The following is a 24346-nucleotide window of genomic DNA, read 5'->3' on the forward strand; positions in this document are numbered from 1 at the left end:
AAGGTGCGGCTGGATCACCTCCTTTCTATGGAGAATCGCTTCCTGCAACGGAAGCATTCAAATCGAAAGCATCCGCTTGCTTCCTGCAACGGACTTTCGAAATCTGGGGCATCGCCAGATGCCCTACGAAACCCTCGGGTTTCAAAAACGTCGAATGTAAGGTTCTGCAAAAGGACTGGCTTGTCCTCATTTGTTCAGCTTTGATGGAATTTGCCTGGGGCCATAGCTCAGCTGGGAGAGCGCCTGCCTTGCAAGCAGGAGGTCAGGAGTTCGATCCTCCTTGGCTCCACCATGCAACCACCATCAATCTTGTTCCTTGAAAACTGGATACGAACGAAATGAAATGCTGAAACATCCGATAGCTGTTTCTTAGCTGACGCCGGTCTTCGGATCGGCGATGGTTAAGCTACTAAGAGCGCACGGAGGATGCCTAGGCGCCAGAAGCCGATGAAGGACGTGGCGAACCACGATAGGCCTCGGGGAGCTGTAAGCAAGCGTTGATCCGGGGATTTCCGAATGGGGAAACCCAGCTGGGGTAATGCCCAGTTACTGCAGCGTGAATTCATAGCGCTGCGTGAGGCATACCAGGGGAACTGAAACATCTAAGTACCCTGAGGAAGAGAAAACAATAGTGATTCCGTCAGTAGCGGCGAGCGAACGCGGATTAGCCCAAACCAGGGGGCTTGCCTCCTGGGGTTGTGGGACGTCTCACACGGAGTTACAAAGGAGCAGGTTAGGCGAAGAGGTCTGGAAAGGCCCGCCATAGCAGGTAAAAGCCCTGTAGCTCAAAGCCTGCTCCCTCCGAGACGGATCCCGAGTACCGCGAGACACGTGAAACCTCGTGGGAATCCGGCAGGACCATCTGCCAAGGCTAAATACTCTCTGGCGACCGATAGTGAAGCAGTACCGTGAGGGAAAGGTGAAAAGCACCGCGGGAGCGGAGTGAAATAGAACCTGAAACCGTGCGCTTACAAAAAGTCAGAGCCCGTTATAGGGGTGATGGCGTGCCTTTTGTAGAATGAACCGGCGAGTTACGTTCACGTGCAAGGTTAAGTCGGGAAGACGGAGCCGCAGCGAAAGCGAGTCTGAATAGGGCGCCTTTAGTACGTGGGTGTAGACCCGAAACCGGGTGATCTACCCCTGTCCAGGGTGAAGGTGCGGTAACACGCACTGGAGGCCCGAACCCACGAATGTTGAAAAATTCGGGGATGAGGTGGGGGTAGCGGAGAAATTCCAATCGAACTCGGAAATAGCTGGTTCTCCCCGAAATAGCTTTAGGGCTAGCCTCGGTGTTGAGCATGCTGGAGGTAGAGCACTGATTGGGTGCGGGGCCCGCCAAGGGTTACCAAGTCCAGTCAAACTCCGAATGCCAGTCATGTATAACCGGGAGTCAGACGGTGAGTGCTAAGATCCATCGTCAAGAGGGAAACAGCCCAGATCATCAGCTAAGGTCCCCAAGTGTGTGTTAAGTGGGAAAGGATGTGGAGTTGCCCAGACAACCAGGATGTTGGCTTAGAAGCAGCCACCATTTAAAGAGTGCGTAATAGCTCACTGGTCGAGTGACTCTGCGCCGAAAATGTAACGGGGCTAAACACACCACCGAAGCTATGGCAAAGCTGCAAGCGCAAGCTTGGCAGCATTGGGTAGGGGAGCGTTGTGTATAGGTTGAAGTCAGACCGCAAGGACTGGTGGACGGTACACAAGTGAGAATGCCGGTATGAGTAACGAAAAGATCAGTGAGAATCTGATCCGCCGTAAGCCTAAGGGTTCCTGAGGAAGGTTCGTCCGCTCAGGGTAAGTCGGGACCTAAGGCGAGGCCGAAAGGCGTAGTCGAAGGACAACAGGTTGATATTCCTGTACCACCGTAAGCCGTTATGAGCAATGGAGTGACGCAGAAGGGTAGTGACGCGGACCGATGGATGTGTCCGTCCAAGCAGTGAGGCTGGTTTGTTGGCAAATCCGCAAACCGTAAGGCTGGGCTGTGATGGGGAGGGAAACTTACAGTACCGAAGGTCATGATCTCCAGCTGCCAAGAAAAGCTTCTAGCCAGGCGAAGGTGCCCGTACCGCAAACCGACACAGGTAGGCGAGCAGAGCATGCTAAGGCGCGCGGAGTAACTCTCGTTAAGGAACTCGGCAACATGACCCCGTAACTTCGGGAGAAGGGGTGCCTCGGTAGGGTGAATAGCCCGAGGGGGCCGCAGTGAAAAGGCCCAAGCGACTGTTTAGCAAAAACACAGGTCTGTGCGAAGCCGTAAGGCGAAGTATACGGGCTGACGCCTGCCCGGTGCTGGAAGGTTAAGGGGAGCGGTTAGGGGCAACCCGAAGCTGTGAACCGAAGCCCCAGTAAACGGCGGCCGTAACTATAACGGTCCTAAGGTAGCGAAATTCCTTGTCAGGTAAATTCTGACCCGCACGAATGGCGTAACGACTTGGGCGCTGTCTCAACGAGAGATCCGGTGAAATTTTACTACCTGTGAAGATGCAGGTTACCCGCGACAAGACGGAAAGACCCCATGGAGCTTTACTGCAGCTTGATATTGGACTTTGGTACGATCTGTACAGGATAGGTGGGAGCCTAGGAAGCCGGAGCGCCAGCTTCGGTGGAGGCGCCGTTGGGATACCACCCTGATCGTATCGGAGTTCTAACCTGTCACCGTGAAGCCGGTGAAGGGACCGTGTCAGGCGGGCAGTTTGACTGGGGCGGTCGCCTCCTAAAATGTAACGGAGGCGCCCAAAGGTTCCCTCAGAATGGTTGGAAATCATTCGAAGCGTGCAAAGGCATAAGGGAGCTTGACTGCGAGACCAACAAGTCGAGCAGGGACGAAAGTCGGGCTTAGTGATCCGGTGGTACCGAATGGAAGGGCCATCGCTCAACGGATAAAAGCTACCCTGGGGATAACAGGCTTATCTCCCCCAAGAGTCCACATCGACGGGGAGGTTTGGCACCTCGATGTCGGCTCATCGCATCCTGGGGCTGAAGTAGGTCCCAAGGGTTGGGCTGTTCGCCCATTAAAGCGGTACGCGAGCTGGGTTCAGAACGTCGTGAGACAGTTCGGTCCCTATCTGTCGTGGGCGTAGGAAATTTGAGAGGAGCTGTCCTTAGTACGAGAGGACCGGGATGGACGTACCGCTGGTGTACCAGTTGTTCCGCCAGGAGCACCGCTGGGTAGCTACGTACGGACGGGATAAGCGCTGAAAGCATCTAAGCGCGAAGCCCCCCTCAAGATGAGATTTCCCAGTATGTAAGACCCCTGGAAGACGACCAGGTCGATAGGCTCGAGGTGGAAGCGCGGCAACGTGTGCAGCTGACGAGTACTAATCGGTCGAGGGCTTATCCTATTCAAGCAAGAACCAGCCGGTCAGCACGGCATTTCGTTCGATCCAGTTTTCAGGGCGCAAGCCTACGCCTTGAGCAAGCAGGACGTTTGGTGGCGATGGCGGAAGGGAACCACGCGTACCCATCCCGAACACGACCGTTAAGCCTTCCAGCGCCGATGGTACTTGGACCGCAGGGTCCTGGGAGAGTAGGACGTCGCCAAGCACTTGCAATCACGAGCCGCCGCATCTTCGGATGCGGCGGCTTTTTGCATTGGGTCGAAATGTAACCGCTATACTTGCTTCTTGCCGTCTGATTCTGGTATACCTGCATCAAGGGTTTCAATTTGAAAGGAGAGTCAGCATGGGAACAACGAACGGGCTTGCAGAGAGCTTCGCTCAGGCCGCGCATGTCGTCACCGGCAGCAGCAAGCGCTCGATGCGGATGCTGACGCAGGCTTTCGACGAGATGGACGTCGACCAGGCAAGCGACATGTACGGGAAAGGAGAGGTGATCGAAGCTTTCCAAACGAAGCTGGCGAAGCTGCTGGGCAAGGAAGCGGCGGTCTTTTTCCCAAGCGGTACGATGGCGCAGCAGATCGCCCTGCGGATCTGGTGCGATCGCAAAGGCATTCGCAAGGCGGCTTACCATCCGCTATGCCATCTGGAGATTCATGAGGAAAAAGGATTGCATGAGCTGCATGGCATCGAGCCGGTGCTGCTGGGCGATGCGGACCGGCTCATCACGCTGCAGGACGTGCAGGAGATGGGGAACGTCGGCTGCCTGCTGCTTGAGCTGCCGCAGCGGGAAATCGGCGGGCAGCTGCCTCCGTTTGAGGAGCTGGAGGCGATCTCGGCCTGGTGCCGGGAAAACGGCATTCCGCTTCATCTGGACGGGGCGCGCCTGTTTGAGATCGTTCCGTATTACGGACGCTCGGAGGCGGAGATCTGCCGCTTGTTCGACAGCGTGTACGTCTCTTTTTACAAAGGTCTCGGAGGCATCGCGGGCGCGGTGCTGGCCGGAGATACGCAGCTCGCGGCCGAGGCCAAGGTGTGGAAGCGCCGGCATGGCGGCGATCTAATCAGCCTCTATCCGTATATCGTCAGCTCCGACTACTATCTGGATCTACGTCGGCCGAGGATGAGCCGGTATTATGAGGGCGCCAAGGATCTGGCCCGCCGCCTGAACGGCGTGACGGGACTTCGCACCGTACCGGAGACGCCGGTGTCGAACATGTTCCATCTCCATGCGGAGCTGCCGGCGCAGCAGGCTGCCGATCTGTTCGAGCAGGCCGCTCGGGAGACGGGAGTAGCTTTGGTCGGATATGTCAAAGAAAAAACGGCCACCTCTTGCGTCAGCGAGCTGTCGATCGGAGACCGATACGAGGACGTGCCGCCGGAAAAGCTAGAGCAGGCGCTGTCGCTGCTCGATCTGCTGTTCCGGGAGGCCGGCTGCGAGGCTTCGGAGTCCAATTAACAGATGCGGGCTGCGCGGCGGGCTCCGAGTCGAAGGAACGGGCGACATGCCGTGTCCGGCGTGACCGGACACATATAGGCAGCGAAACGCAAGAGCCATATTCAGATGAGGCTCGTCGTAAGGAAGAACATGGACCAAAAAAGGAGGAGCGAGCATGGAAATTCGCAAGCTGCGTCCGGAGGAAATGGACGAGCATCTGAAGCTGAGCCAGTACGCCTTTCAATACGTCATGTCGCCGGAGGAGCTGGAGAGGGCGCATCGGACAAGAAAGCCTGAGCAGCTGTGGGTAGCGGTCGAGGAAGGGCGGATCCGCTCGCAAGTGCTTGTCCTGCCCTTGACGGCATACGTGCAGGGACGCAAGTTCGCCATGGGCGGAGTGGCGGCCGTCGCGAGCTGGCCGGAGGAGCGCCGGAAGGGCCATATCGCGCAGCTGCTGCGCCGTTCGCTGGAAGAGATGAAGGAGCGGGGGCAGACGCTGTCCATGCTCGCTCCGTTCAGCATCGGGTTCTATCGGCGCTTCGGCTGGGAGCTGTGCGCCGACCGGATCCGGTTTACGATCCCGAGGGACAAGCTGCCTCCGCGCAAGCTCACGCCGGGCTTTATCGAGCGGGTCGATCCGGCTCAGCCGGACATCCGGCAGTCTTTGCAGGAGCTTTACGAGGAGTATGCCTCCGGCTTTCAAATCGCGCTCTCCCGGGAGTCCGACTGGTGGGACGACTCGGTGCTGCGGCGCAAGTCGGGACATGCGGCGATTTACCGCTCCGAAGGCGGGGCGGCCGAAGGCTATGCGCTGTACCAGGTCAAGGAGCGCAAGCTGACCGTACATGAGCTTGTCTACTTGAGCGAGGAAGCGAGAGAGGGGCTTTGGACCTTTTTCGGCCAGCATGACTCGATGATCGACCAAGTCCAGTTCGAAAGCTACAAAGGTGACCCGCTGCCGTTCCTGCTGCCGGATCCGCGCATCGAGCAAGCCGTGCAACCCTACTTCATGGCGCGGATCGTCGATGCGGAGGCGTTCATCGAAGCGTATCCGTTCCTGCCGGGACCGGCAAGATCGTGGACGATGATCGTGGAGGATGAGCATGCGCCATGGAACGACGGCAGCTGGGAGCTGGCGGTCGACGAGCGGGGAAAAGGCTCGCTGCGCAAGCTCTCCGGACAGCCGGCGGACAACGGGGCGCCATTTGCCGAGAGCGCTGCGGCAGTTGCGCTGCGCGGCGGCATCGGCAGCTGGACGGCGCTGTTCACCGGCTACGCCGGTCCGCGGGAGCTCTTGGCGGCGGGCGGCCTGACGGGGCCGGCGGCGGAGCTGAAGGCTTTGGCCGAGCGCATGGAGCCGCGCATGCCGAATTTGATGGACTTTTTCTAGGTATAAAGAGGAACGACTTGTCCCAAGCTGGTAAAAGGCATGGGACAAGCCGGTTTTCCGCCGTGCGGCTTCCTTGCCTGGAGCGCTTGACGTTTCAGAGAAAAAGCGTATAATTAAGTCATAAGTCAAAGAAAGTCAAAGTCAGTTGCGGCGCCCCGCCTTTCCGGATCAGATTCCGGCGAGCTAGCGGAGCTTTCTCGTACCAGCGGATGTTTCGTCACGCTTTCAGGGGAATGCTACAGGGATGCAATTCGGGCATTGGCTTTTTGGCTTACCGCCATTTTTCATCGTACAGGTGCCAGCATAGGGAGGTTGGTGATATGCGAAATATTTCCGATGCCCTGGAGCAGCACTTGAAGCTGCTGCTGCAGGAAAGTCCCGACGGCGCGGTCGAGATCCAGCGCAACGAGCTTGCGGACCGGTTTTCCTGCGTGCCGTCCCAGATCAACTACGTCATCAGCACGCGCTTCACGCTCGAAAAGGGCTATCTTGTCGAGAGCAAGCGAGGAGGCGGAGGCTATATCCGCATCCAGCGCATCGAGCTGCCGGCGATGAAGGCGATTCATGGCCATATCCATCATACGATCGGCTCGCAGGTCGACCAAAATGCGGCAGACGGCCTGATCTACCAGCTGGAGGAAGCGACGATCATTTCGAGGCGCGAGGGCAATCTGCTGCGGGCGGCCGTCTGCAGAGAGACGATCGCCGTCAAGCTGCCGCAGCGCGACGAGCTGCGGGCCCGGCTGCTGAAGGCGATGCTGATCTCGCTTTTGGGTAAGGAATAGGGAGCGCAAGGAGGGGATGACGGCATGCTTTGTCAGGAATGCGGCAAAAGGCCGGCTACGCTTCATTTTACGAAAATCATCAACGGCGACAAGAACGAGTTCCATATTTGCGAATCCTGCGCCCGCGAGCGGGGAGAAGGGCTGCCCGGATCGCCGAACGGCTTTTCGATCCATAGCCTGCTGTCGGGGCTGATGGACTTCGATCCCGCCGGCAAAGGCAGCCTGCAGGGGCAGACGCCCGCTCCGCCGCCCCGCTGCGAGGAGTGCGGCTTGACCTATCCGCAGTTCAAGAAGCTCGGACGCTTCGGCTGCAGCTCGTGCTACAAGCATTTCGGAGATCGGCTCGATCCGCTGTTCAAGCGGGTGCACGGCAGCACGGCGCATGTGGGCAAGATTCCGCAGCGCTCGGGCGGACGGATCAAGACCCGGCGCGAAATCGACCGGCTGCGGCAGGAGATGCAGAGCTCGATCCAGAATGAAGAATTCGAGACGGCGGCCAAGCTCCGGGACGAGATTCGACTGCTGGAGAAGCAGCTGCAGAGCGCCGAGCCCGGCTGAGCGCATGGAGCAGAGGCGGATTCCAAGCTCCGGGACGAGATTCGACTGCTGGAGAAGCAGCTGCAGAGCGCCGAGCCCGGCTGAGCGCATGGAGCAGAGGCGGATTCGATCTCGAATTCGCGAAGTCGAGAGGAGGATGGGATGTGGCAGCAGGCCGCTTTGCGCAAAACGCGCTGAGTGAATGGATGAAGGGCGAAGGCCCGGACTCCGATATCGTTTTCAGCAGCAGGGTGCGGGTGGCTCGCAACCTGAAGGGCTTTCCATTCCCGATCCTGGCTACGGGCCAGCATGCGGCGGAGGTCAAGAACAAGCTGATCGCCGTCGCCAAGGAAGGAAAGCTCGATGCCGTCGGCACGTTCGAGACGGTCGATCTGGCCGAGCTGAGCGAGCTGGAGCGCCGCGTGCTGGTGGAGAAGCATCTGATCAGCCCGGCGCTCGCCGGCGAGTCGAGAGCGGGAGCCGTCGTCGTCAGCGACAACGAGGCGATCAGCATCATGATTAACGAAGAAGACCATCTTCGCATTCAATGTCTATATCCGGGCTTCCAGGTGCAGGAGGCGTGGCGGCTTGCCAGCCGGATCGACGACATCTATGAAGAGGCAACGGAATATGCTTTCGACGAGAAGCGCGGCTTCTTGACGAGTTGTCCGACGAACGTCGGCACGGGCATCCGGGCGTCGGTCATGATGCATCTGCCGGCGCTCGTCATGACCCAGCAGATCAACCGCATTCTGTCGGCGATCACGCAGGTCGGCTTGGCGGTAAGGGGGCTGTACGGCGAAGGCAGCGAGGCGCTGGGCAACTTGTTCCAGATCTCGAACCAGATCACGCTCGGCCAGTCCGAGGACGAGATCATCGACAACCTGCACGGCGTCGTGCGTCAGATCATCGAGCATGAAAAGGCGGCGAGGCAGCGGCTGCTGCAGGAATCCAGGCTCCGCCTGGAGGACCGCGTGAAGCGCTCCTACGGCATCCTGTCGCATGCCGCGATCATGGATTCCAAGGAGTCCGCGCAGCGGCTGTCCGACGTGCGGCTCGGCATCGACCTGGGACTGATTGGCCACGTATCCCCGCAGGTTATGAATGAGTTGATGGTCATGACGCAGCCGGGCTTCCTGCAGCAGGCATTCGAGGAGAAAATGAATACGGAGCAGCGGGACATGCGGCGCGCGGAGCTTATCCGCGGGCAGCTGGCATCCCGATCCCAAGACGGAGGTGCTTACGAATGATGTTTGGACGATTCACGGAACGCGCGCAGAAGGTGCTGGCACTGGCCCAGGAAGAGGCGGTGCGGCTTGGACATAACAATATCGGCACGGAGCACATCCTGCTCGGCCTGATCCGCGAGGGCGAGGGCATCGCCGCCAAGGCGCTGATCGCGCTCGGCCTCGGTCTCGAGAAGATCCAGGACGAGGTGGAGTCGCTCATCGGACGCGGGCAGGAGCAGCCGAGCAACATCGCTTATACGCCGCGCGCCAAAAAGGTCATCGAGCTGTCGATGGACGAAGCCCGCAAGCTCGGCCATACGTACGTCGGCACGGAGCATATCCTGCTCGGCCTGATCCGCGAGGGCGAGGGCGTCGCCGCCCGCGTGCTGAACAACCTCGGCATCAGCCTCAACAAGGCGCGCCAGCAGGTGCTGCAGCTGCTCGGCAGCAGCGAGGCCGTCTCCAGCAATCACGGCGCTCCGGCGAACGTGAGCACGCCGACGCTGGACGGCCTGGCGCGCGACCTGACGGCATCCGCCCGCGAGAACAACCTCGATCCGGTCATCGGCCGCAGCAAGGAGATCGAGCGCGTCATCCAGGTGCTCAGCCGCCGCACGAAGAACAATCCCGTGCTGATCGGCGAGCCCGGCGTCGGCAAGACGGCGATCGCCGAGGGCCTCGCCCAGAAGATCGTCGCCAACGAGATTCCCGAAACGCTGCGCGACAAGCGCGTCATGACGCTCGATATGGGCTCGGTCGTAGCGGGCACGAAGTACCGCGGCGAGTTCGAGGACCGGTTGAAGAAAATCATGGATGAGATCCGCCAGGCCGGCAACATCGTGCTGTTCATCGACGAGCTGCACACGCTGATCGGCGCAGGCGGAGCGGAGGGCGCGATCGACGCCTCCAACATCCTCAAGCCGGCGCTGGCGCGCGGCGAGCTGCAGTGCATCGGCGCCACGACGCTGGACGAATACCGCAAGTACATCGAGAAGGACGCCGCGCTCGAGCGCCGCTTCCAGCCGATCACGGTCGACCAGCCGACGCCGGACGAGGCGATCCAGATCCTGCATGGCCTGCGCGACCGCTACGAGGCGCATCATCGCGTGAAAATTACCGACGAGGCGATCGAGGCGGCCGTCAAGCTGTCGGACCGCTACATCACGGACCGCTTCCTGCCGGACAAGGCGATCGACCTGATCGACGAGGCGAGCTCCAAGGTAAGGCTCCATACGTACACGATTCCGCCGGATCTCAAGCAGCTCGAAGGCCGGCTGGACGAAGTGCGCAAGGAGAAGGACGCCGCCGTGCAGAGCCAGGAGTTCGAAAAAGCGGCCGCGCTTCGCGATACCGAGCAGAAGATCCGCGAGGAGCTCGATACGACGAAGAACAGCTGGAAGGAAAAGCAGGGGCGCACCGATTCCGAAGTAACGCCGGACGACATCGCTCAGGTCGTCGCCGGCTGGACCGGCATCCCCGTCGTCAAGCTGGCGGAGGAGGAGACGCAGCGCTTGCTCAAGATGGAGGAGATCCTGCACGACCGCGTCATCGGGCAATCCGATGCGGTCAAGGCCGTCTCCCGCGCCGTGCGCCGCTCGCGCGCCGGACTCAAGGATCCGAAGCGCCCGATGGGCAGCTTCATCTTCCTCGGCCCGACGGGCGTCGGCAAGACGGAGCTCGCCCGCGCGCTGGCCGAGGCGATGTTCGGCGACGAGAACGCGGTCATTCGCATCGACATGTCGGAGTACATGGAGAAGCATTCGACGTCGCGTCTGGTCGGAGCGCCTCCGGGATACGTCGGTTATGAAGAGGGCGGCCAGCTGACCGAGAAGGTGCGCCGCAAGCCGTACTCCGTCGTCCTGCTCGACGAGATCGAGAAGGCGCATCCGGAAGTGTTCAACATTCTGCTGCAGGTGCTCGAGGACGGGCGTCTGACCGACTCCAAAGGCCGCGTCGTCGACTTCCGCAACACGCTTATCATCATGACGTCCAACGTCGGCGCCGATCAGATCAAGCGCAACTCGACGCTCGGCTTCACGGCGAGCCATGACGCGGGCCGCGAGTTCAACCAGATGAAGGACAAAGTGATGGGCGAGCTGAAAAAAAGCTTCCGTCCGGAGTTCCTGAACCGGATCGACGAGACGATCGTGTTCCACTCGCTCGATCAGGAGCATATCGCCCAGATCGTGACGCTCATGTCCGACGAGCTGCGCAAGCGGCTGCGCGAGCAGGAGGTGGACTTCGAGCTGACCGACAAGGCGAAGGAGTTCCTCGCCAAGGAAGGCTTCGATCCGGCGTATGGCGCACGCCCGCTGCGCCGCGCGATCCAGAAGCACATCGAGGACCGCCTGTCCGAGGAGCTGCTGATGGGCACGATCAAAAAAGGCTACATGCTCGTCATCGACGAGGAAGACGGCGGACTGACCGTCAAGCCTCATCCGGAGCATAAGCTTCCGGAGGAGGAGCCGGCCGCGAAATAAGCGGCGGCGAAGGCTGGCGGGGCCTGGCGCCCGGATCGCCGAAAGGCGCTTCGGGCGGAACAAGGTCAAGACGAATCGAAAAGGCCGCTCTCATTCCCGTTTCCGAGGAATGAGAGCGGCCTTTTTGGCGATCCTAGGGCAGAGGGGATCGGCGGTCCGCTAGACGAGGAACGGCAGCGCCAGCATGCCGAGGAAGCCTCCGCTGATGCTGAGCCAAAGCAGGGCGTAGCGGTCGCGCAGGACGCCTTTGCGAATGCAATGAAGCACCAGGCCGATAAAAAGAAGCGTCAGAGCGATAAGGGCGAGCTGAAGCAGATCGGACATGAGCGCATTCCTCCTGTTGCCGCTGCCGTGCGGGCACGGTCGGGCGGCCATTTGCTATCAGCATGGCCCAACGCAGAGCGAAATATTCGTATTGACGAAACGGAAAAGCGGTGCTATGATTCTTTTCATAGTAATTATATAGGAATTATAAACAATCGACCGGAGCAACCGGAGACGCAAGCCTGCAGCGCGAGAAGCCTGCCGCTATGCGTCTTTTTTGCTTATCGGAAGCGGAGCCGACCCTATGCTGAGGAGGCCTCCCGAGTACGGCTGCTTGGATGCGGCCGCGCCCGCGGAGGCTTTTGCCGTTTTCCGGCCGGTCTTGCGGGAGAGAGGAGCTTGGGGATGGAGCAGAAGCAAATGCAATGGAACGCGGCGGTTCAGGGAGCGGCTGTTGAAAAGAGGAACCGCAGAAGGAGCCGCACGGCTGCCGCGCTCGCCACGGTGCTGTCGGCCGCGGTGCTGCTGACCGGATGCGGCGGCAACGAGGAGAAGAAGGCTGTCGCCGCCGGCAAGGACGGAGAGCCGGAGACGCTGGAGCTGAGGTACCAGGGCTCGGTCGGATCGGTGACGTTTCCGGAGCTGGCCGAGGATCTCGGCTATCTGGCCCCGGTCAAGCTCAAGTGGATCGGCAATACGACGAGCGGCCCGCAGGACATCCAGACGGCGGCGACGGGCCAGTCCGACTTCGGCGGAGCGTTCAACGGCGCGATCATCAAGCTGATCTCGGCGGGCGCGCCGATCCGCTCGGTCATCAGCTACTACGGCATGGACGAATTGACGTACAACGGGTATTTCGTGCTGGAGGACAGCCCGATCCGCAGCGCCCGCGATTTGATCGGCAAGAAGGTCGGCATGAATACGCTCGGCGCCCATGCTGAATTCGTGCTCAAGGAGTACCTGAAGCGCGGAGGGCTCAGCGACGACGAGATCAAGCAGGTGACGATCGTCGCGCTGCCGCCGGTCAATACAGAGCAGTCGCTGCGCGCGGGGCAGATCGATGTCGCCGTGCTTGGCGGCATCCTGCGCGACCATGCGCTGGAGCGGGGCGGAGTGCGCAAGCTGTTCAGCGATTTCGAGCTGTTCGGGGCGCAGAGCGCAGGCACGATCGTTTTTACGAAAAAATTCATCGCAGACAATCCGAACACGGTGCGCAAATTCGTCGAAGGCACGTCCAAGGCGATCGAATGGGCGCGCACGCAGCCGAGGGAGACGGTCATCCAGCGCGCTCAGGACATCGTGGCGAAGCGCGGCCGGGAGGAGAGCGGAGACAACCTGAAGTTCTGGAAATCGACGAGCGTCGCCGGCAAGGGCGGCACGATCCGTCCGGAGGAGTTCGAGATCTGGCGCAAATGGCTGGAGGCGAGCGGCGACAAGAAGGCGGCCGGCGTGAAGCTCGAGGACCTGTACACGAACGAGTTCAATCCCTACGCGGAGGAAGACGAGAAGGACACCGGCAAGTAAAACGGCCCAAGCCGAAAAAGGAGAGGGATGCGGATGAGCGAACGGCGGGAAGACGGCAAGCGGGAGGCTCGGCAGGCGGAAGGGCAGGCGGAAGGGCAGGGCGAAGCGTCGGAAGCGGGAGCGAGAGGGGCGGCGGCGACAGCGGGACTGGACCGGGAAGCGGAGAGCCGAGGAGAGGAGAGCCGAGGAGCGAACGGAGCGTCCCCGACATCGGAACCGGTCCGGGAAGCGGCCAAGATCCGGTTTCAGGACGTGACGAAAAAGTTTCTCGTGCGCGAAGGCAAGGAGGTCAAGGAGTTCACGGCCGTCGACGGGCTCGATCTGGACGTGCGGCCGGGCGAGTTCATGGCGGTCGTCGGGCCGAGCGGATGCGGCAAGTCGACGCTGCTCGACCTGCTCGCCGGCCTGTCCCGCCCGACCTCGGGGCAGATCCTGCTCGACGGGCGGCCGGTGACGGGACCGGGCATGGACCGCGGCATCGTCTTCCAGCAATATGCGCTGTTTCCGTGGCGGACCGCGCAGGCGAACATCGAGTTCGGCCTGGAGGCGAAAGGAATCGGAGCCAGGGAGCGGCGCGAGCGGGCCCGTCACTATTTGGCCCTCGTCGGCTTGAGCGGCTTCGAGGGACGTTATCCGCATGAGCTGTCCGGCGGCATGAAGCAGCGGGTGGCGATCGCGCGCAGCCTTGCCTTCGATCCGGAGGTGCTGCTCATGGATGAGCCGTTCGCGGCGCTCGACGCGCAGACGCGCGAGAGCCTGCAGGCGGAGCTGCTCCGCATCTGGGAGCAGACGGGCAAGACGATCCTGTTCATCACCCACGGGATTGACGAGGCGGTCTATCTCGGCCAGCGGGTCGCCGTCATGACGGCGCGGCCGGGGCGCATCAAGCGGATCGTCGACATCCCGCTCGGGCGGCGCTCCGAGGAGGAGGATACGCGCTCCGCGGCGGCGTTCGGCGAGCTGCGGCACGAGATCTGGAGCGAGCTGCGCGAGGAGGTGCGGCTCTCGCAGTCGCAGGACGGCGCGCCGACGGAGGAGCGCGCCGCCAGGTAGCCTCCGGCGGCCGAGTGCCGGAGGCTTGCCCAGAGCGGATTTTCGGGCGGACCGGCTGACGGAGGAGCGGATAAGGGCGCGGACCGCTGCGGACGCGCCGACAAGCGAAGGGAGCGATGGCAATGAGCGTGAACAAAGCGGCGGCAAGAAGCATCCCGTCCCGGGCTGCGACAGCGCCGGAAGGCGCTGCGGCTGCGGGCCGGGAGACGGCCGGGGCCGGACGCGCCGCTGCGGCGGATCGGCCTGCGGCCGAGAGGCTGGAGGCGAGCCGGAGGGGCGGGAGCAGAGCAGCGGCGACGGCCGAAAAGGCCGCGGCTGCGGTCGGAGCGTCCCGGCCTGCGGCGGCGCGGCGGGCGTCCGCATGGACGATCGGCAAGGCGGTGGCAAAGGCGCTGCGGGGCTCGGCGGCGATCGCCGCGCTGGCTCTCGTCTGGGAGACGGCTCCCCGCCTCGGTCTGGTGGATGCGACGTTCCTGCCTCCGCTGTCGGAGGTGCTGAGGGCGTGGGGAGAGCTGGCCGTCTCCGGCTCGCTGCTGGAAAACTTCCAGGCGAGCATCGTCCGGTCGGTCAGCGGGCTGCTGCTGGCGGTCGCGATCGCGATCCCGCTCGGGCTGGCGATCGGCTACTCGCGGACGGCGGCGCTGCTGCTCGGGCCGGTGCTGGAGCTGTTCCGCAACACGGCGGCGCTGGCGTTGCTGCCTGTATTCATCTTGATCCTCGGCATCGGAGAAACGTCGAAGATCTCGATCGTGCTGTTCGCCTGCACCTGGCCGATCCTGCTCAATACGGTGAGCGGCGTGCGCGGCGTCGATCCGCTGCTCGTCAAGTCGGCGCGCTCGCTCGGGCTACCGCCGTTCCAGCTGTTCTGGAAGGTCATCCTGCCGGCATCGCTGCCGTCGGTGTTCACGGGCATCCGGCTGGCGGGCGCCTCGTCGATTCTCGTGCTGATCGCCGCCGAGATGGTCGGGGCCAAGGCCGGGCTCGGCTACCTGATCAACTATACGCAGTACAACTTTCAGATTCCGGAGATGTACGCCGGCATCCTGACCATTTCCGCGCTCGGGCTGCTCATCAACCACGGGCTCGTGCTGCTGGAGCGCCGCTTCTCCGGCTGGAAGGCGAATGCCGAGCGCTGAATAAGCGGACGGGATGGACGGCCGGCGCGTCGTCATGCAAGCCATCGAACGAGGAGGAACGATAGATATGGCAAGAAAAGAAAAGCTGCGCCTCGGCGCATTCCTGATGATTCCGGGTCATCATGTCGCTTCGTGGAGATACGAGCACAGCAACGCCGAGGGCGTGCTGGACTACGGCTTCTACCGGCAGGCGGCGAAGACGGCGGAGCGCGGCAAGTTCGACATGGTGTTCCTGGCCGATGGCTATGCCGTCCACGAGCGCTTCCCGCAGGCGCTGGAGCAGGCGGTGCAGGTGCGGCTGGAGCCGCTGACGCTGCTGTCGGCGCTGGCCGCGGACACGGAGCGGATCGGGCTGGCCGGCACCGTGTCGACGACGTACAACGAGCCTTTTCACGTCGCGCGCAAGTTCGCCTCGCTCGACTACATCAGCCGCGGGCGGGCCGCCTGGAACGTGGTGACGAGCAATACCGAGGACGAGGCGCGCAACTTCAGCCGCGACAAGCATCTGCTGCATGAGCTGCGCTACGAGCGGGCCGAGGAATTCGTCGACGTCGTGCGCCGGCTGTGGGACGGCTGGGAGGACGGCGCGCTGCTGGCGGACAAGGAAGGAGCGCGCTTCGCCGACCGCTCGAAAATCCACCGGACCGACCATCAGGGCAAGTGGTTCCAGGTGCAGGGACCGCTCAACGTCGCCCGTCCGCCGCAGGGCCATCCGGTCGTCATCCAGGCCGGCGCCTCGGAGCCGGGCAAGGAGCTGGCCGCCCGCACGGCGGAGGTCATCTTCACCGCTTGGCAGACGCTGGAGGAGGCGCAGGCGTTCTACCGCGACGTGAAGGGCCGGCTCGCCCGCTACGGCCGGCAGCCGGCGGATTTGAAGATCATGCCGGGCGTCTTTCCGATCATCGGACGTACGGAGGAGGAGGCGCGCGAGAAAAAGGCCCGGTTCGAGGAGCTGATTCCGGTCGAGGCCGGCGTCGCGCTGCTGTCGGGGCTGATCAGCTTCGACCTGAGCCCGTACCCGGTCGACGGGCCGCTGCCGGAGCTGCCGCAGCTGGAGCAGGTGAACGGCGGCAAGAGCCGCTTCCTGCTGCTCAAGGATATCGCCGACCGCGACGGGCTGACGATCCGCCAGCTGTACCAGCGCATCGCCGGGGCGCGCGGCCATCGCGAGATTCTCGGCACGCCGGCGCAGATCGCCGACCAGCTGCAGGAATGGTTCGAGAACGAGGCGGCGGACGGCTTCAACATCATGCCTCCTTACCTGCCGGGCGGGCTGGAGGACTTCGTCGACCTCGTCGTGCCGGAGCTGCAGCGGCGCGGCCTGTTCCGGACGGAATACGAAGGCGAGACGCTGCGCGACCGCCTCGGCCTGCGGCGTCCGGACAACAGCTTCGCCGTCAAGTCGGCCGGCAGCAGCGCGAGCGCCGGCTGAGGCGAGCTGGCTTGCGGCCGGCTGGAGGGCCCCTGAAGGGGAGCTCTCCAGCCGGCCTTTTGGCGTGCGCTGCTGCTGGTCCAGCCCAGTCCAGCCCGCAGCCCGGCCAGCGTCGACCTGCATCGGCCAGCGTCGACCTGCATCGGCCGGCGTCGGCCAGCGTCGGGCGGCGGCTGACGGAAGCAGGCGCTGGTCGAGGCGCACGCCAAAGGGCCGATGAGGGCGCCTCAGCCCGGCAGCCACAGCGGAGAAAGGGCTCCAAGCAGCTGCGCGGCGGCGACGGCGGCCCAGAGCAGGCCGGCCGCGAGCGGACGGCGCCGGCTGCGCAGCTGCAGCGCCGCGCCGATCCCGAGCAGGATGGCGGAGAAGAGCAGAAAAGCTTGCATGCAGAAAACCTCCCGTCAAGAAGCGTCGATAGATCCAGTCTAATCGGCGCTTCTTAACGGGAGGCTTTTGAAGTTCTTAGGAAATTCTTAAAGCGGCAGGCGCACGATGAATTCGGTCCGGCGCTTCGAGCTGGCGGCCTCGATGACGCCGCCGTGCAGGTCGACGATGCTTTTGACGATGGCGAGGCCGAGGCCGCTGCCCCCGGTCTGGCGCGAGCGGGAGGCGTCGACGCGATAGAAGCGGTCGAACAGCCGCGGCAGATGGCTCGGCGGGATCGGCTCTCCGTAATTGCGGAAGACGACCTCGGCCATCAGCGCTGCGGTTTCGTTCGGCATCGCCGCCTGGTCCGCCGCTGCGTCAGCTTCTTCTTCATCCGGCGAAGCCGATCCGGCTGCCGGACGTACATAAATATCGACTGCGCCGCCGGAGGCTCCGTAGCGGATGGCGTTGGTCAGCAGATTTTCGAATACGCGCAGCAGCAGCTCCGGATCGGCCTGGACGAGCAGCGGCTGTCCGGACGGATGGACCCGGCAGGCCATGCCGGCTTCCTCCAGCAGCGGCTCGTACTCGTCGGCGAGCTGGCGCAGGAACGGATTCAAGTCGACCGGCTCCGCCTGCAGCGGCATCGACCCGCCCGCGACGCGCGTGTACTCGAACAGGTCGTCGATGAGCTTGCGCAGCACGAGCGCCTTGTCGTAGGCGATGTCGACGTACTGGCGCAGCTCCAGCTCGTCGCGGTAGCGGTCTTTCTGGATATATTCGAGAAAGCCGAGGATCGACGTGAGCGGCGTGCGCAGGTCGTGCGAGACGCCGGTGATGAGGTCGTTCTTGGCCTGCGCGGCCGACCGCTCCTCCTGCTGGGCGATGGCGAGCCGGCGAGCCATCTCGTTGACGCTGCGGGAGACGGCCCCGAGCTCGTCGGCGCTGTCGTCCTCGATGCGATGCGCCAGGTCGCCGCCGGCGATCTGCTGCAGCCCGTCCGTGATGGCGTCGAACCGCTGCAGGAAGCGGCGCGACATCCAGAAGAACAGGCCGAGGAACAGCGCCGTTCCGGCGGCGAGCATGATCGGCAAGGATCCGATGCCGTTGATGGCGGCGACGAGCAGGCGGGTAATGGGAAAGGAGCGGCTCGGGTTGTAGCGCAGCAGCAGCTCCGAGAGGAAATAGCCGAGCCAGACGAGCGCGGCCATCGCCGCCAGGCTGAGCGCGAAGCGCAGCAGCAGCTTCCACAGGAACGTCTGCAGCATGCGGGTCATCATCGGCCGAGCTTCTCCAGCTTGTAGCCGACGCCCCAGACGGTCTTGATGTAGCGCGGCTGCCTCGGGTCCGCCTCGATCTTCTCGCGCAGCTTGCGGATATGCACCATGACGGTGTTGGCCGACTCGTAGAACGGCTCCTGCCAGACGAGCTCGTACAGCTGCTCCATGCTGTAGACGCGGCCGGGGTGGCGCAGCAGCAGCTCCAGGATGCCGAACTCGCGCGGAGTGAGGCGGATCTCCTCGTCCTCGACGGTCACCTCGCGCGTCATCGTGTCGAGCGCGATGCCGTCATGGCGGAGCACCGTAGACGGCTGCGCCGCGGCGCCGGTCTCCGCCGGACGGAGCGCGGCATAGCGCCGCAGCTGGCTCTTGATGCGCGCGACGAGCTCGAGCGGGCTGAACGGCTTGGTCACATAGTCGTCGGCGCCGACGCTCAGGCCGTGGATCTTGTCGATCTCCTCGCTTTTGGCCGACAGGAAGATGATCGGCATCTGGCGGCGCTCGCGGATCGCGAGGCAGATCTCGATGCCGCTCGCGCCGGGCATCATGATGTCGAGCACGACGAGATCGACCGGCTCGCGCTCGATGATCGCCAGCGCCTCCTCCCCGCTTGAGGCGGTCCGCAGGCGCACCTTTTCCGATTGGAGATAGAGGCTGATGAGCTTGATGATCTCGGCTTCGTCGTCGATGATCAGCACCGTCTGCTCGTTCATAGGCGTTCGACTTCCTTTCGATCGGCCGCCTTTTCCGCGGCTCGATCAGCTTTTTTGCCCGTTCGCCTTTATGGAAGGGGCTTGAAATGGTAAACTTTGAAGGATACGTCATACGTTCAAGGAGCCTGATGTGGCCAAGGTAAAAATCAAGTTCGCCTGCACGTCGTGCGGCACGGAATCGCCCAAGTGGCTGGGCAAGTGCCCTGGCTGCGGCGAATGGAACACGATGGTAGAGGAAAAGGAAACGGTTGTCAAGACGGCCGGGGTCGGCTTGTCCGCCCCGATGTCCCGCGGGACGAAAGAAAAGCCGCGTTCCATCATAGATATCAATACGGGTCAGGAGCCCCGCATCGAGAGCACCATCGGCGAGCTGAACCGCGTGCTCGGCGGCGGCGTCGTGCCGGGCTCGCTCATCCTCGTCGGAGGCGATCCCGGCATCGGCAAGTCGACGCTGCTGCTGCAGGCATCCCATGCCTTGGCCGCGGCCGGACTCAAGGTGCTGTACATCTCGGGCGAGGAGTCGATCCGTCAGACCAAGCTGCGCGCCGACCGGCTCGGCGCGCTCGCCGAGTCGCTGTATGTACTGTGCGAGACCAATATGGAGCATATTAACGAGGCGATCGAGTCGGTTGGACCGGATTTCCTCGTCATCGACTCCATCCAGACCGTCTACGATCCGAGCGTGCCTTCGGCTCCGGGCAGCGTCGCCCAGGTGCGCGAATGCACGGCGCATTTCATGCGCTCGTCCAAGATCGGCGGCATCGCGACGGTGCTGGTCGGCCATGTGACCAAGGAAGGCGCCATCGCCGGTCCGCGCCTGCTGGAGCATATGGTGGACTGCGTCCTTTATTTCGAGGGAGAGCGGCATCATTCCTACCGGCTGCTGCGGGCGGTCAAAAACCGCTTCGGCTCGACCAACGAGATCGGCATCTTCGAAATGGGCGAGGACGGCCTGCGAGAGGTCGCCAATCCGTCCGAGCTGTTCCTGTCGGAGCGCCCGCTCGGCGTCTCCGGCTCGACCGTCGTCGCCAGCATGGAGGGGACGCGCCCGGTGCTCGTGGAGCTGCAGGCGCTCGTCGCGCCGACGCATTTTCCGTCGCCGCGGCGGATGTCCGCCGGCTTCGACCATCACCGGATGGCGCTCATCATCGCCGTGCTGGAGAAGCGGATGGGCCTGTTCCTGCAGACGCAGGACGCCTATCTCAACGCCGCCGGCGGGGTGCGGCTCGACGAGCCGGCCGTAGACCTGGCGGCGGCGGTCGCCATCGCCTCCAGCTTCAAGGACGCGCCGACGAAGCCGGACGACGTCATTTTCGGCGAGGTCGGCTTGACCGGCGAGGTGCGCGCCGTGTCGCGGGCGGAGCAGCGGGTCAAGGAAGCGCAGAAGCTCGGCTTCAAGCGGGTGATCCTGCCGGAAAAGAGCCTCAAGGGCTGGAAGCCGCCTGACGATATCAAGATCGTAGGCGTCAATACGGTTGCGGAAGCGCTCCGCGCGGCGCTTGAATAGGGGGACTACCATACCGATGAAGGAAACCAAAGAGAACGAGATCACAAACCAGCTGCTGCAGCTGGTCGCGCCCGGAACGGCGTTCCGCGACGGACTCGACAACGTGCTGCGGGCCAAGACCGGCGCGCTGCTCGTCGTCGGCTACAGCCCGGAGGTGATGGAGGTCGTCGACGGGGGCTTTTCGATCAACTGCGAGTTCTCGCCGAACTATCTCTACGAGCTCGCCAAGATGGACGGCGCGATCATCCTCAGCGAGGACCTGAAGCGCATCCTTTATGCCAATACCCAGCTCATCCCCGACTCGTCGATTCCGTCGATCGAGACGGGCATCCGCCACCGCACCGCGGAGCGGGTCGCCAAGCAGACCGGACGGCTTGTCGTCTCGATCTCGCAGCGGCGCAACATCATCACGCTGTACATGGGCAGCCTGCGCTATTCGCTCAAGGACATGGGCGTCATCCTGACGAAGGCCAACCAGGCGATCCAGACGCTCGAGAAGTACAAGGCGGTGCTCAAGCAGTCGTTCACGAACCTGTCGGCGCTGGAGTTCGAGGAGCTCGTGACGCTGCAGGAGGTCGCGCATGTCATCCATCGCGTCGAGATGGTGCTGCGCATCAAGATGGAGATCAAGCGCTACGTCAACGAGCTCGGCACGGAGGGCCGCCTCATCAGTATGCAGATGGAGGAGCTGATCGGCGGCGTCGAGGAGGACGCTTGGTTCCTGCTCAAGGACTATGCGCGCGACAACAGCGACGAGCGGCTGCGCGAGGTGCGCGCGGGGCTCAAGAAGCTGAGCAACGACGAGCTGATGGACGCCCCGCATGTGATCCGGCTGCTCGGCTATCCGCAGGGCGCCGCGATCGCCGACGAGGCGGTGCAGCCGCGCGGCTATCGCCAGATGTACCGCATCCCGAGGCTGCCTCTGGTCATCATGAACAACCTGATCGAGCGCTTCGGCAACCTGCCGAACATCGTCATGGCGACGATCGCCGAGCTCGACGAGGTGGACGGCATCGGCGAGGTGCGCGCCCGCGCGATCAAGGAAGGGCTGCGCCGCATCCAGGATCAAATGTTCATTGACAGGCAAATCTGATTCCCCTAGAATGGGGGAATGCCATGCGGCCTGAATGGATGAACGTGGAAAAATTTCCATGCCTGACTTCAAGCTTCGCCGGGCATAGTAGAGATGAGGTGGAAGCAAGTGTTCGCAAAGTCGTTGCCGAGCCTTTTTACGATAGGAAACCTGTTCCTCGGGATTGTGTCGATCATTCTCGTGTTCAATGATAAACCGGAGATGGCGGCGATGATGGTCATCATCGCCATGCTGCTCGACGGCGTGGACGGACGCGTCGCCCGCGCGCTGGGCGTGACGAGCGAGTTCGGCAAGGAGCTCGATTCCTTGTCGGACGTCATCTCCTTCGGCGTCGCGCCGGCCTTCATCATGTACGTCGTCGCCTTCCAGGAGCTGAACTCCGACGCGGCCTCATGGATCGTCACCGCGATCTTCCCGATCTGCGGCGCGCTCCGGCTGGCTCGCTTCAACGTCGTCAGCAACGTCGCGCCGGGCTATTTCATCGGCTTGCCGATTCCGGCCGCGGGCGGAATCCTGGCGACGCTGGCGCTGTTCCACAACGACATCCAGCCATGGGTGCTCATGGCGAGCACGCTCGGCCTGGCGCTGCTCATGGTCAGCACGGTCAAGTACCCGAACTTCAAGAAGATCGGCCTGCCCAAGAGCGCGATCTGGAGCATCCCGGTCGTCGTCGGCATCGCCGTCGTGCTGGGCATCGCGTTCCCGGACCAGCTGAGCAAGATCATCTTCGTGCCGCTGCTCCTGTACGCGCTCTACGGCCTAAAAAAAAACGTTAATGTCCAAGGACGTCTTCGCCGCCGCCGCCGCGCGCAGGGCGACGAGGACCTCGAGGAGCGTCGCCGCAAGCGGCGCAGCGTCTAGGATCGCGAGATCCTCGAACGAAAAAAAATCCAGGCATCCGCTGCAAGCGGACGGCCTGGATTTTTTGCTTTTCAAGCGGATCTAGGTGAGATTGAAGACGCCGAGCGTAGAGCACTTGTCGGATTCGGCCTTGACGACCTCGTCCAGGTCGATGTCCAGCAGGTTGCAGAGGGCGGACATGTAGAACAGGTTGCGGCCGAGCTCCGCCTTGAGCACGTCTCGGCAGTTCTCGCATACGGCGCCGTCCATGTGGGACTCGAGCAGCCGCTTGGCCGTCTCCAGCTCCGGCTCCTCGGAATAATGCTGCCTGGACGCCTGGATCTCGATGCAGCCGCATTCCGTGACGGCCTTGGCCACGGCGCGGTTCACCGCCGCTCCGGTCTGGCCGAACTTGGACAGCACGTCCAGCACGCTGCGGTGGCGCAATATCAGTTCCGATACCTGCTCCTGAAAATCGTGAAGCGTTGGTGCGCTCATCGTACCCACCTCTTTCGCGAAGGTTTCGTTTGAAGTAAAGGCTATCCCCATTATACAGCGCCTCCTTCCGAAAACAAAAAGCATTTGCCCATTATGAGAAATCCTTCATGACGTCAGGCAGCGGCTGCCGCCCTTCCTTTCCATGCGGCCGCGCGCCGTGCCGCTCGGGCGGTTTAGCCTTCGCCAGATTGGAACATACTGGCTAATGGAGGTGGCGACTAAGCTATGGTAAAACGTATTCTGCAATTACTCGGACTTGTATTTGGCGGCATGCTGGGCTCCCAGGCGGGCATCGGCGCCGGTGGCAGCCTCCCGGCTGGCATGGGCTACAGCGCCTTGGCCGGGAGCTACGGCTCCATGGGCTATTATCTGGGACTCGGGGTCGGCGCGTTCTGCGGCCTGCTGCTCGCGACTGCGCTCGCCGGGCAGGCGCAGCGGCTGCTCGGGGAAGGCGCGCGGCGAGCCGCCGAGCTGCCTGCGGCCGACCTGCTCGCCGGCGCGGCCGGACTGACCTGCGGCCTCGTGCTGTCGGCGCTGCTCTACCCGTCGGTCTCGCGCCTGCCGGAGTCGGCGGCGATGATCGCGCCCGCGCTGCTGACGCTCGGCCTCGGCTATGTCGGGTTGACGGTCGGCCTTCGCAAGAAGGAGGAGCTGACCGCCGGACTGACGGCGCTGCTGCAGCCGAAGGCGGCGCCGGAGCCGGAGAAGGTCGAGCCGGTCAACTTCGAAGAGCATAAGATCATGGACACGAGCGTCATCATCGACGGCCGGATCGCGGACATCTGCAAGACCGGCTTCATCGAGGGCACGCTCGTCATCCCGGAGTTCGTCCTGGAGGAGCTGCAGCATATCGCCGACTCGTCGGATCTGCTCAAGCGCAACCGCGGCCGCCGCGGCCTCGACATCCTGAACAAGATCCAGAAGGAGCTCGACGTCAAGGTGCTCATCTACGAGGGCGACTTCGAGGATGTGAGCGAGGTGGACAGCAAGCTCGTGAAGCTGGCGAAGCTGCTGCGCGGCAAGGTGCTGACCAATGACTTCAACCTCAACAAGGTGTGCGAGCTGCAGGGCGTGTCGGTGCTGAACATCAACGACCTCGCCAACGCCGTCAAGCCGGTCGTGCTGCCGGGCGAGGAGATCGTCGTGCAGATCATCAAGGACGGCAAGGAGCATGGACAAGGCGTCGCCTATCTCGACGACGGCACGATGATCGTTGTCGAGGGCGGACGCGACTACATCGGCATGACGATGGAGGTGCTCGTGACGAGCGTGCTGCAGACGTCGGCGGGAAGGATGATCTTCGCCAAGCCCAAGCTGTTGGAAAAAGCGCTGTAACGAGGTATGATAAGGAAATGAACGTTACAGCGGGATGTGAGCAAACATGAAGGACGGCAAGGAGCCGGCGAAGCGGGCTTCGGGGCTTCGTCCGCAGAGCGGGGCGGCCGC

Annotated in this window: 19 protein-coding genes, 1 tRNA gene and 3 rRNA genes (1 of these 23 only partly in view); 18 read left to right on the top strand and 5 right to left on the bottom strand. The window is 62.9% G+C overall.

The window, feature by feature from the left end; translation table 11 throughout:
• The 10 genes from B8V81_RS12395 to clpC form a co-directional block, all read left to right on the top strand.
• Positions 1-25, top strand: a 16S ribosomal RNA gene (locus B8V81_RS12395); it begins 1521 nt to the left of the window's first position.
• 191 nt (positions 26-216) lie between these two features.
• Positions 217-292 (top strand) — tRNA-Ala (locus B8V81_RS12400).
• 107 nt (positions 293-399) lie between these two features.
• Positions 400-3341 (top strand): 23S ribosomal RNA (locus B8V81_RS12405).
• Between the two features lie 85 nt (positions 3342-3426).
• Positions 3427-3543: ribosomal RNA gene (gene rrf, locus B8V81_RS12410) — 5S ribosomal RNA — on the top strand.
• Together the 16S, 23S and 5S rRNA genes with 1 tRNA gene alongside form the textbook arrangement of a ribosomal RNA operon.
• Positions 3544-3681: 138 nt before the next feature.
• Positions 3682-4794: a threonine aldolase family protein gene (locus B8V81_RS12415; protein ID WP_028598162.1), complete on the top strand. Its 1113-nt coding sequence runs from the start codon at positions 3682-3684 to the stop codon at positions 4792-4794.
• A gap of 154 nt (positions 4795-4948) precedes the next feature.
• A complete protein-coding gene (locus tag B8V81_RS12420; protein WP_028598163.1) occupies positions 4949-6163 on the top strand; it encodes a GNAT family N-acetyltransferase in 1215 nt (404 codons plus the stop codon).
• A 320-nt stretch (positions 6164-6483) separates the two neighbouring features.
• Complete coding sequence (locus B8V81_RS12425; RefSeq protein ID WP_028598164.1) at positions 6484-6948, top strand: CtsR family transcriptional regulator; 465 nt, start codon at positions 6484-6486, stop codon at positions 6946-6948.
• A 24-nt stretch (positions 6949-6972) separates the two neighbouring features.
• Positions 6973-7506, top strand: coding sequence for a protein-arginine kinase activator protein McsA (gene mcsA, locus B8V81_RS12430; RefSeq protein WP_028598165.1), 534 nt, complete (start codon positions 6973-6975; stop codon positions 7504-7506).
• Between the two features lie 143 nt (positions 7507-7649).
• Positions 7650-8735, top strand: a complete 1086-nt coding sequence (mcsB, locus tag B8V81_RS12435) for a protein-arginine kinase McsB (protein ID WP_028598166.1) — start codon at positions 7650-7652, stop codon at positions 8733-8735.
• Positions 8732-11194: an ATP-dependent protease ATP-binding subunit ClpC gene (gene clpC, locus B8V81_RS12440; protein ID WP_028598167.1), complete on the top strand. Its 2463-nt coding sequence runs from the start codon at positions 8732-8734 to the stop codon at positions 11192-11194. Before mcsB ends, clpC begins: the two co-directional genes overlap by 4 nt.
• Before the next feature lie 159 nt (positions 11195-11353).
• Here clpC and B8V81_RS25270 read toward each other — a convergent pair whose 3' ends face one another.
• Positions 11354-11518, bottom strand: a complete 165-nt coding sequence (locus tag B8V81_RS25270; RefSeq protein WP_153782737.1) for a hypothetical protein — start codon at positions 11516-11518, stop codon at positions 11354-11356.
• Between the two features lie 345 nt (positions 11519-11863).
• Here B8V81_RS25270 and B8V81_RS12445 point away from each other — a divergent pair, with 345 nt between their 5' ends.
• The 4 genes from B8V81_RS12445 (at position 11864) to B8V81_RS12460 (ending at position 16603) form a co-directional block, all read left to right on the top strand.
• On the top strand, positions 11864-12982 hold the full coding sequence (locus B8V81_RS12445; protein ID WP_240478974.1) for an ABC transporter substrate-binding protein: 1119 nt from the start codon (positions 11864-11866) through the stop codon (positions 12980-12982).
• A 33-nt stretch (positions 12983-13015) separates the two neighbouring features.
• On the top strand, positions 13016-14035 hold the full coding sequence (locus B8V81_RS12450) for an ABC transporter ATP-binding protein (protein ID WP_084136901.1): 1020 nt from the start codon (positions 13016-13018) through the stop codon (positions 14033-14035).
• Positions 14036-14157: 122 nt separating this feature from the next.
• A complete protein-coding gene (locus tag B8V81_RS12455; protein ID WP_084136904.1) occupies positions 14158-15171 on the top strand; it encodes an ABC transporter permease in 1014 nt (337 codons plus the stop codon).
• Between the two features lie 67 nt (positions 15172-15238).
• Complete coding sequence (locus B8V81_RS12460; RefSeq protein WP_028598170.1) at positions 15239-16603, top strand: LLM class flavin-dependent oxidoreductase; 1365 nt, start codon at positions 15239-15241, stop codon at positions 16601-16603.
• Between the two features lie 227 nt (positions 16604-16830).
• Here the strand turns inward: B8V81_RS12460 and B8V81_RS25275 are convergent, their stop codons facing one another.
• From B8V81_RS25275 to B8V81_RS12470, 3 genes are all read right to left on the bottom strand, one after another.
• The gene (locus tag B8V81_RS25275) at positions 16831-16989 is read right to left on the bottom strand and encodes a hypothetical protein (RefSeq protein ID WP_153782741.1); all 159 of its coding nucleotides are present in this window, start codon (positions 16987-16989) and stop codon (positions 16831-16833) included.
• A gap of 87 nt (positions 16990-17076) precedes the next feature.
• The gene (locus B8V81_RS12465) at positions 17077-18249 is read right to left on the bottom strand and encodes a sensor histidine kinase (RefSeq protein WP_028598171.1); all 1173 of its coding nucleotides are present in this window, start codon (positions 18247-18249) and stop codon (positions 17077-17079) included.
• Complete coding sequence (locus B8V81_RS12470) at positions 18246-18962, bottom strand: response regulator transcription factor (RefSeq protein WP_028598172.1); 717 nt, start codon at positions 18960-18962, stop codon at positions 18246-18248. Before B8V81_RS12470 ends, B8V81_RS12465 begins: the two co-directional genes overlap by 4 nt.
• A 130-nt stretch (positions 18963-19092) precedes the next feature.
• On the opposite strand from B8V81_RS12470, the gene radA reads away from it, so the two are divergent.
• From radA to pssA, 3 genes are all read left to right on the top strand, one after another.
• Positions 19093-20469 carry a DNA repair protein RadA gene (gene radA / locus B8V81_RS12475; RefSeq protein WP_028598173.1) on the top strand — a complete coding sequence of 459 codons (1377 nt, stop codon included), beginning with the start codon at positions 19093-19095 and terminating at the stop codon, positions 20467-20469.
• 16 nt (positions 20470-20485) lie between these two features.
• Positions 20486-21562 (top strand): DNA integrity scanning diadenylate cyclase DisA, encoded by a 1077-nt coding sequence (disA, locus tag B8V81_RS12480; protein ID WP_028598174.1) that lies wholly within the window; start codon positions 20486-20488, stop codon positions 21560-21562.
• 108 nt (positions 21563-21670) lie between these two features.
• A complete protein-coding gene (gene pssA, locus B8V81_RS12485) occupies positions 21671-22423 on the top strand; it encodes a CDP-diacylglycerol--serine O-phosphatidyltransferase (protein ID WP_028598175.1) in 753 nt (250 codons plus the stop codon).
• Positions 22424-22504: 81 nt separating this feature from the next.
• Here pssA and B8V81_RS12490 read toward each other — a convergent pair whose 3' ends face one another.
• The gene (locus B8V81_RS12490; protein ID WP_028598176.1) at positions 22505-22900 is read right to left on the bottom strand and encodes a nucleoside triphosphate pyrophosphohydrolase family protein; all 396 of its coding nucleotides are present in this window, start codon (positions 22898-22900) and stop codon (positions 22505-22507) included.
• 225 nt (positions 22901-23125) lie between these two features.
• Here B8V81_RS12490 and B8V81_RS12495 point away from each other — a divergent pair, with 225 nt between their 5' ends.
• Complete coding sequence (locus B8V81_RS12495) at positions 23126-24235, top strand: PIN/TRAM domain-containing protein (protein WP_028598177.1); 1110 nt, start codon at positions 23126-23128, stop codon at positions 24233-24235.
• Positions 24236-24346: the final 111 nt, after the last annotated feature.

Source organism: Paenibacillus pasadenensis (assembly GCF_002864175.1).
Taxonomy (GTDB): domain Bacteria; phylum Bacillota; class Bacilli; order Paenibacillales; family Paenibacillaceae; genus Paenibacillus_O; species Paenibacillus_O pasadenensis.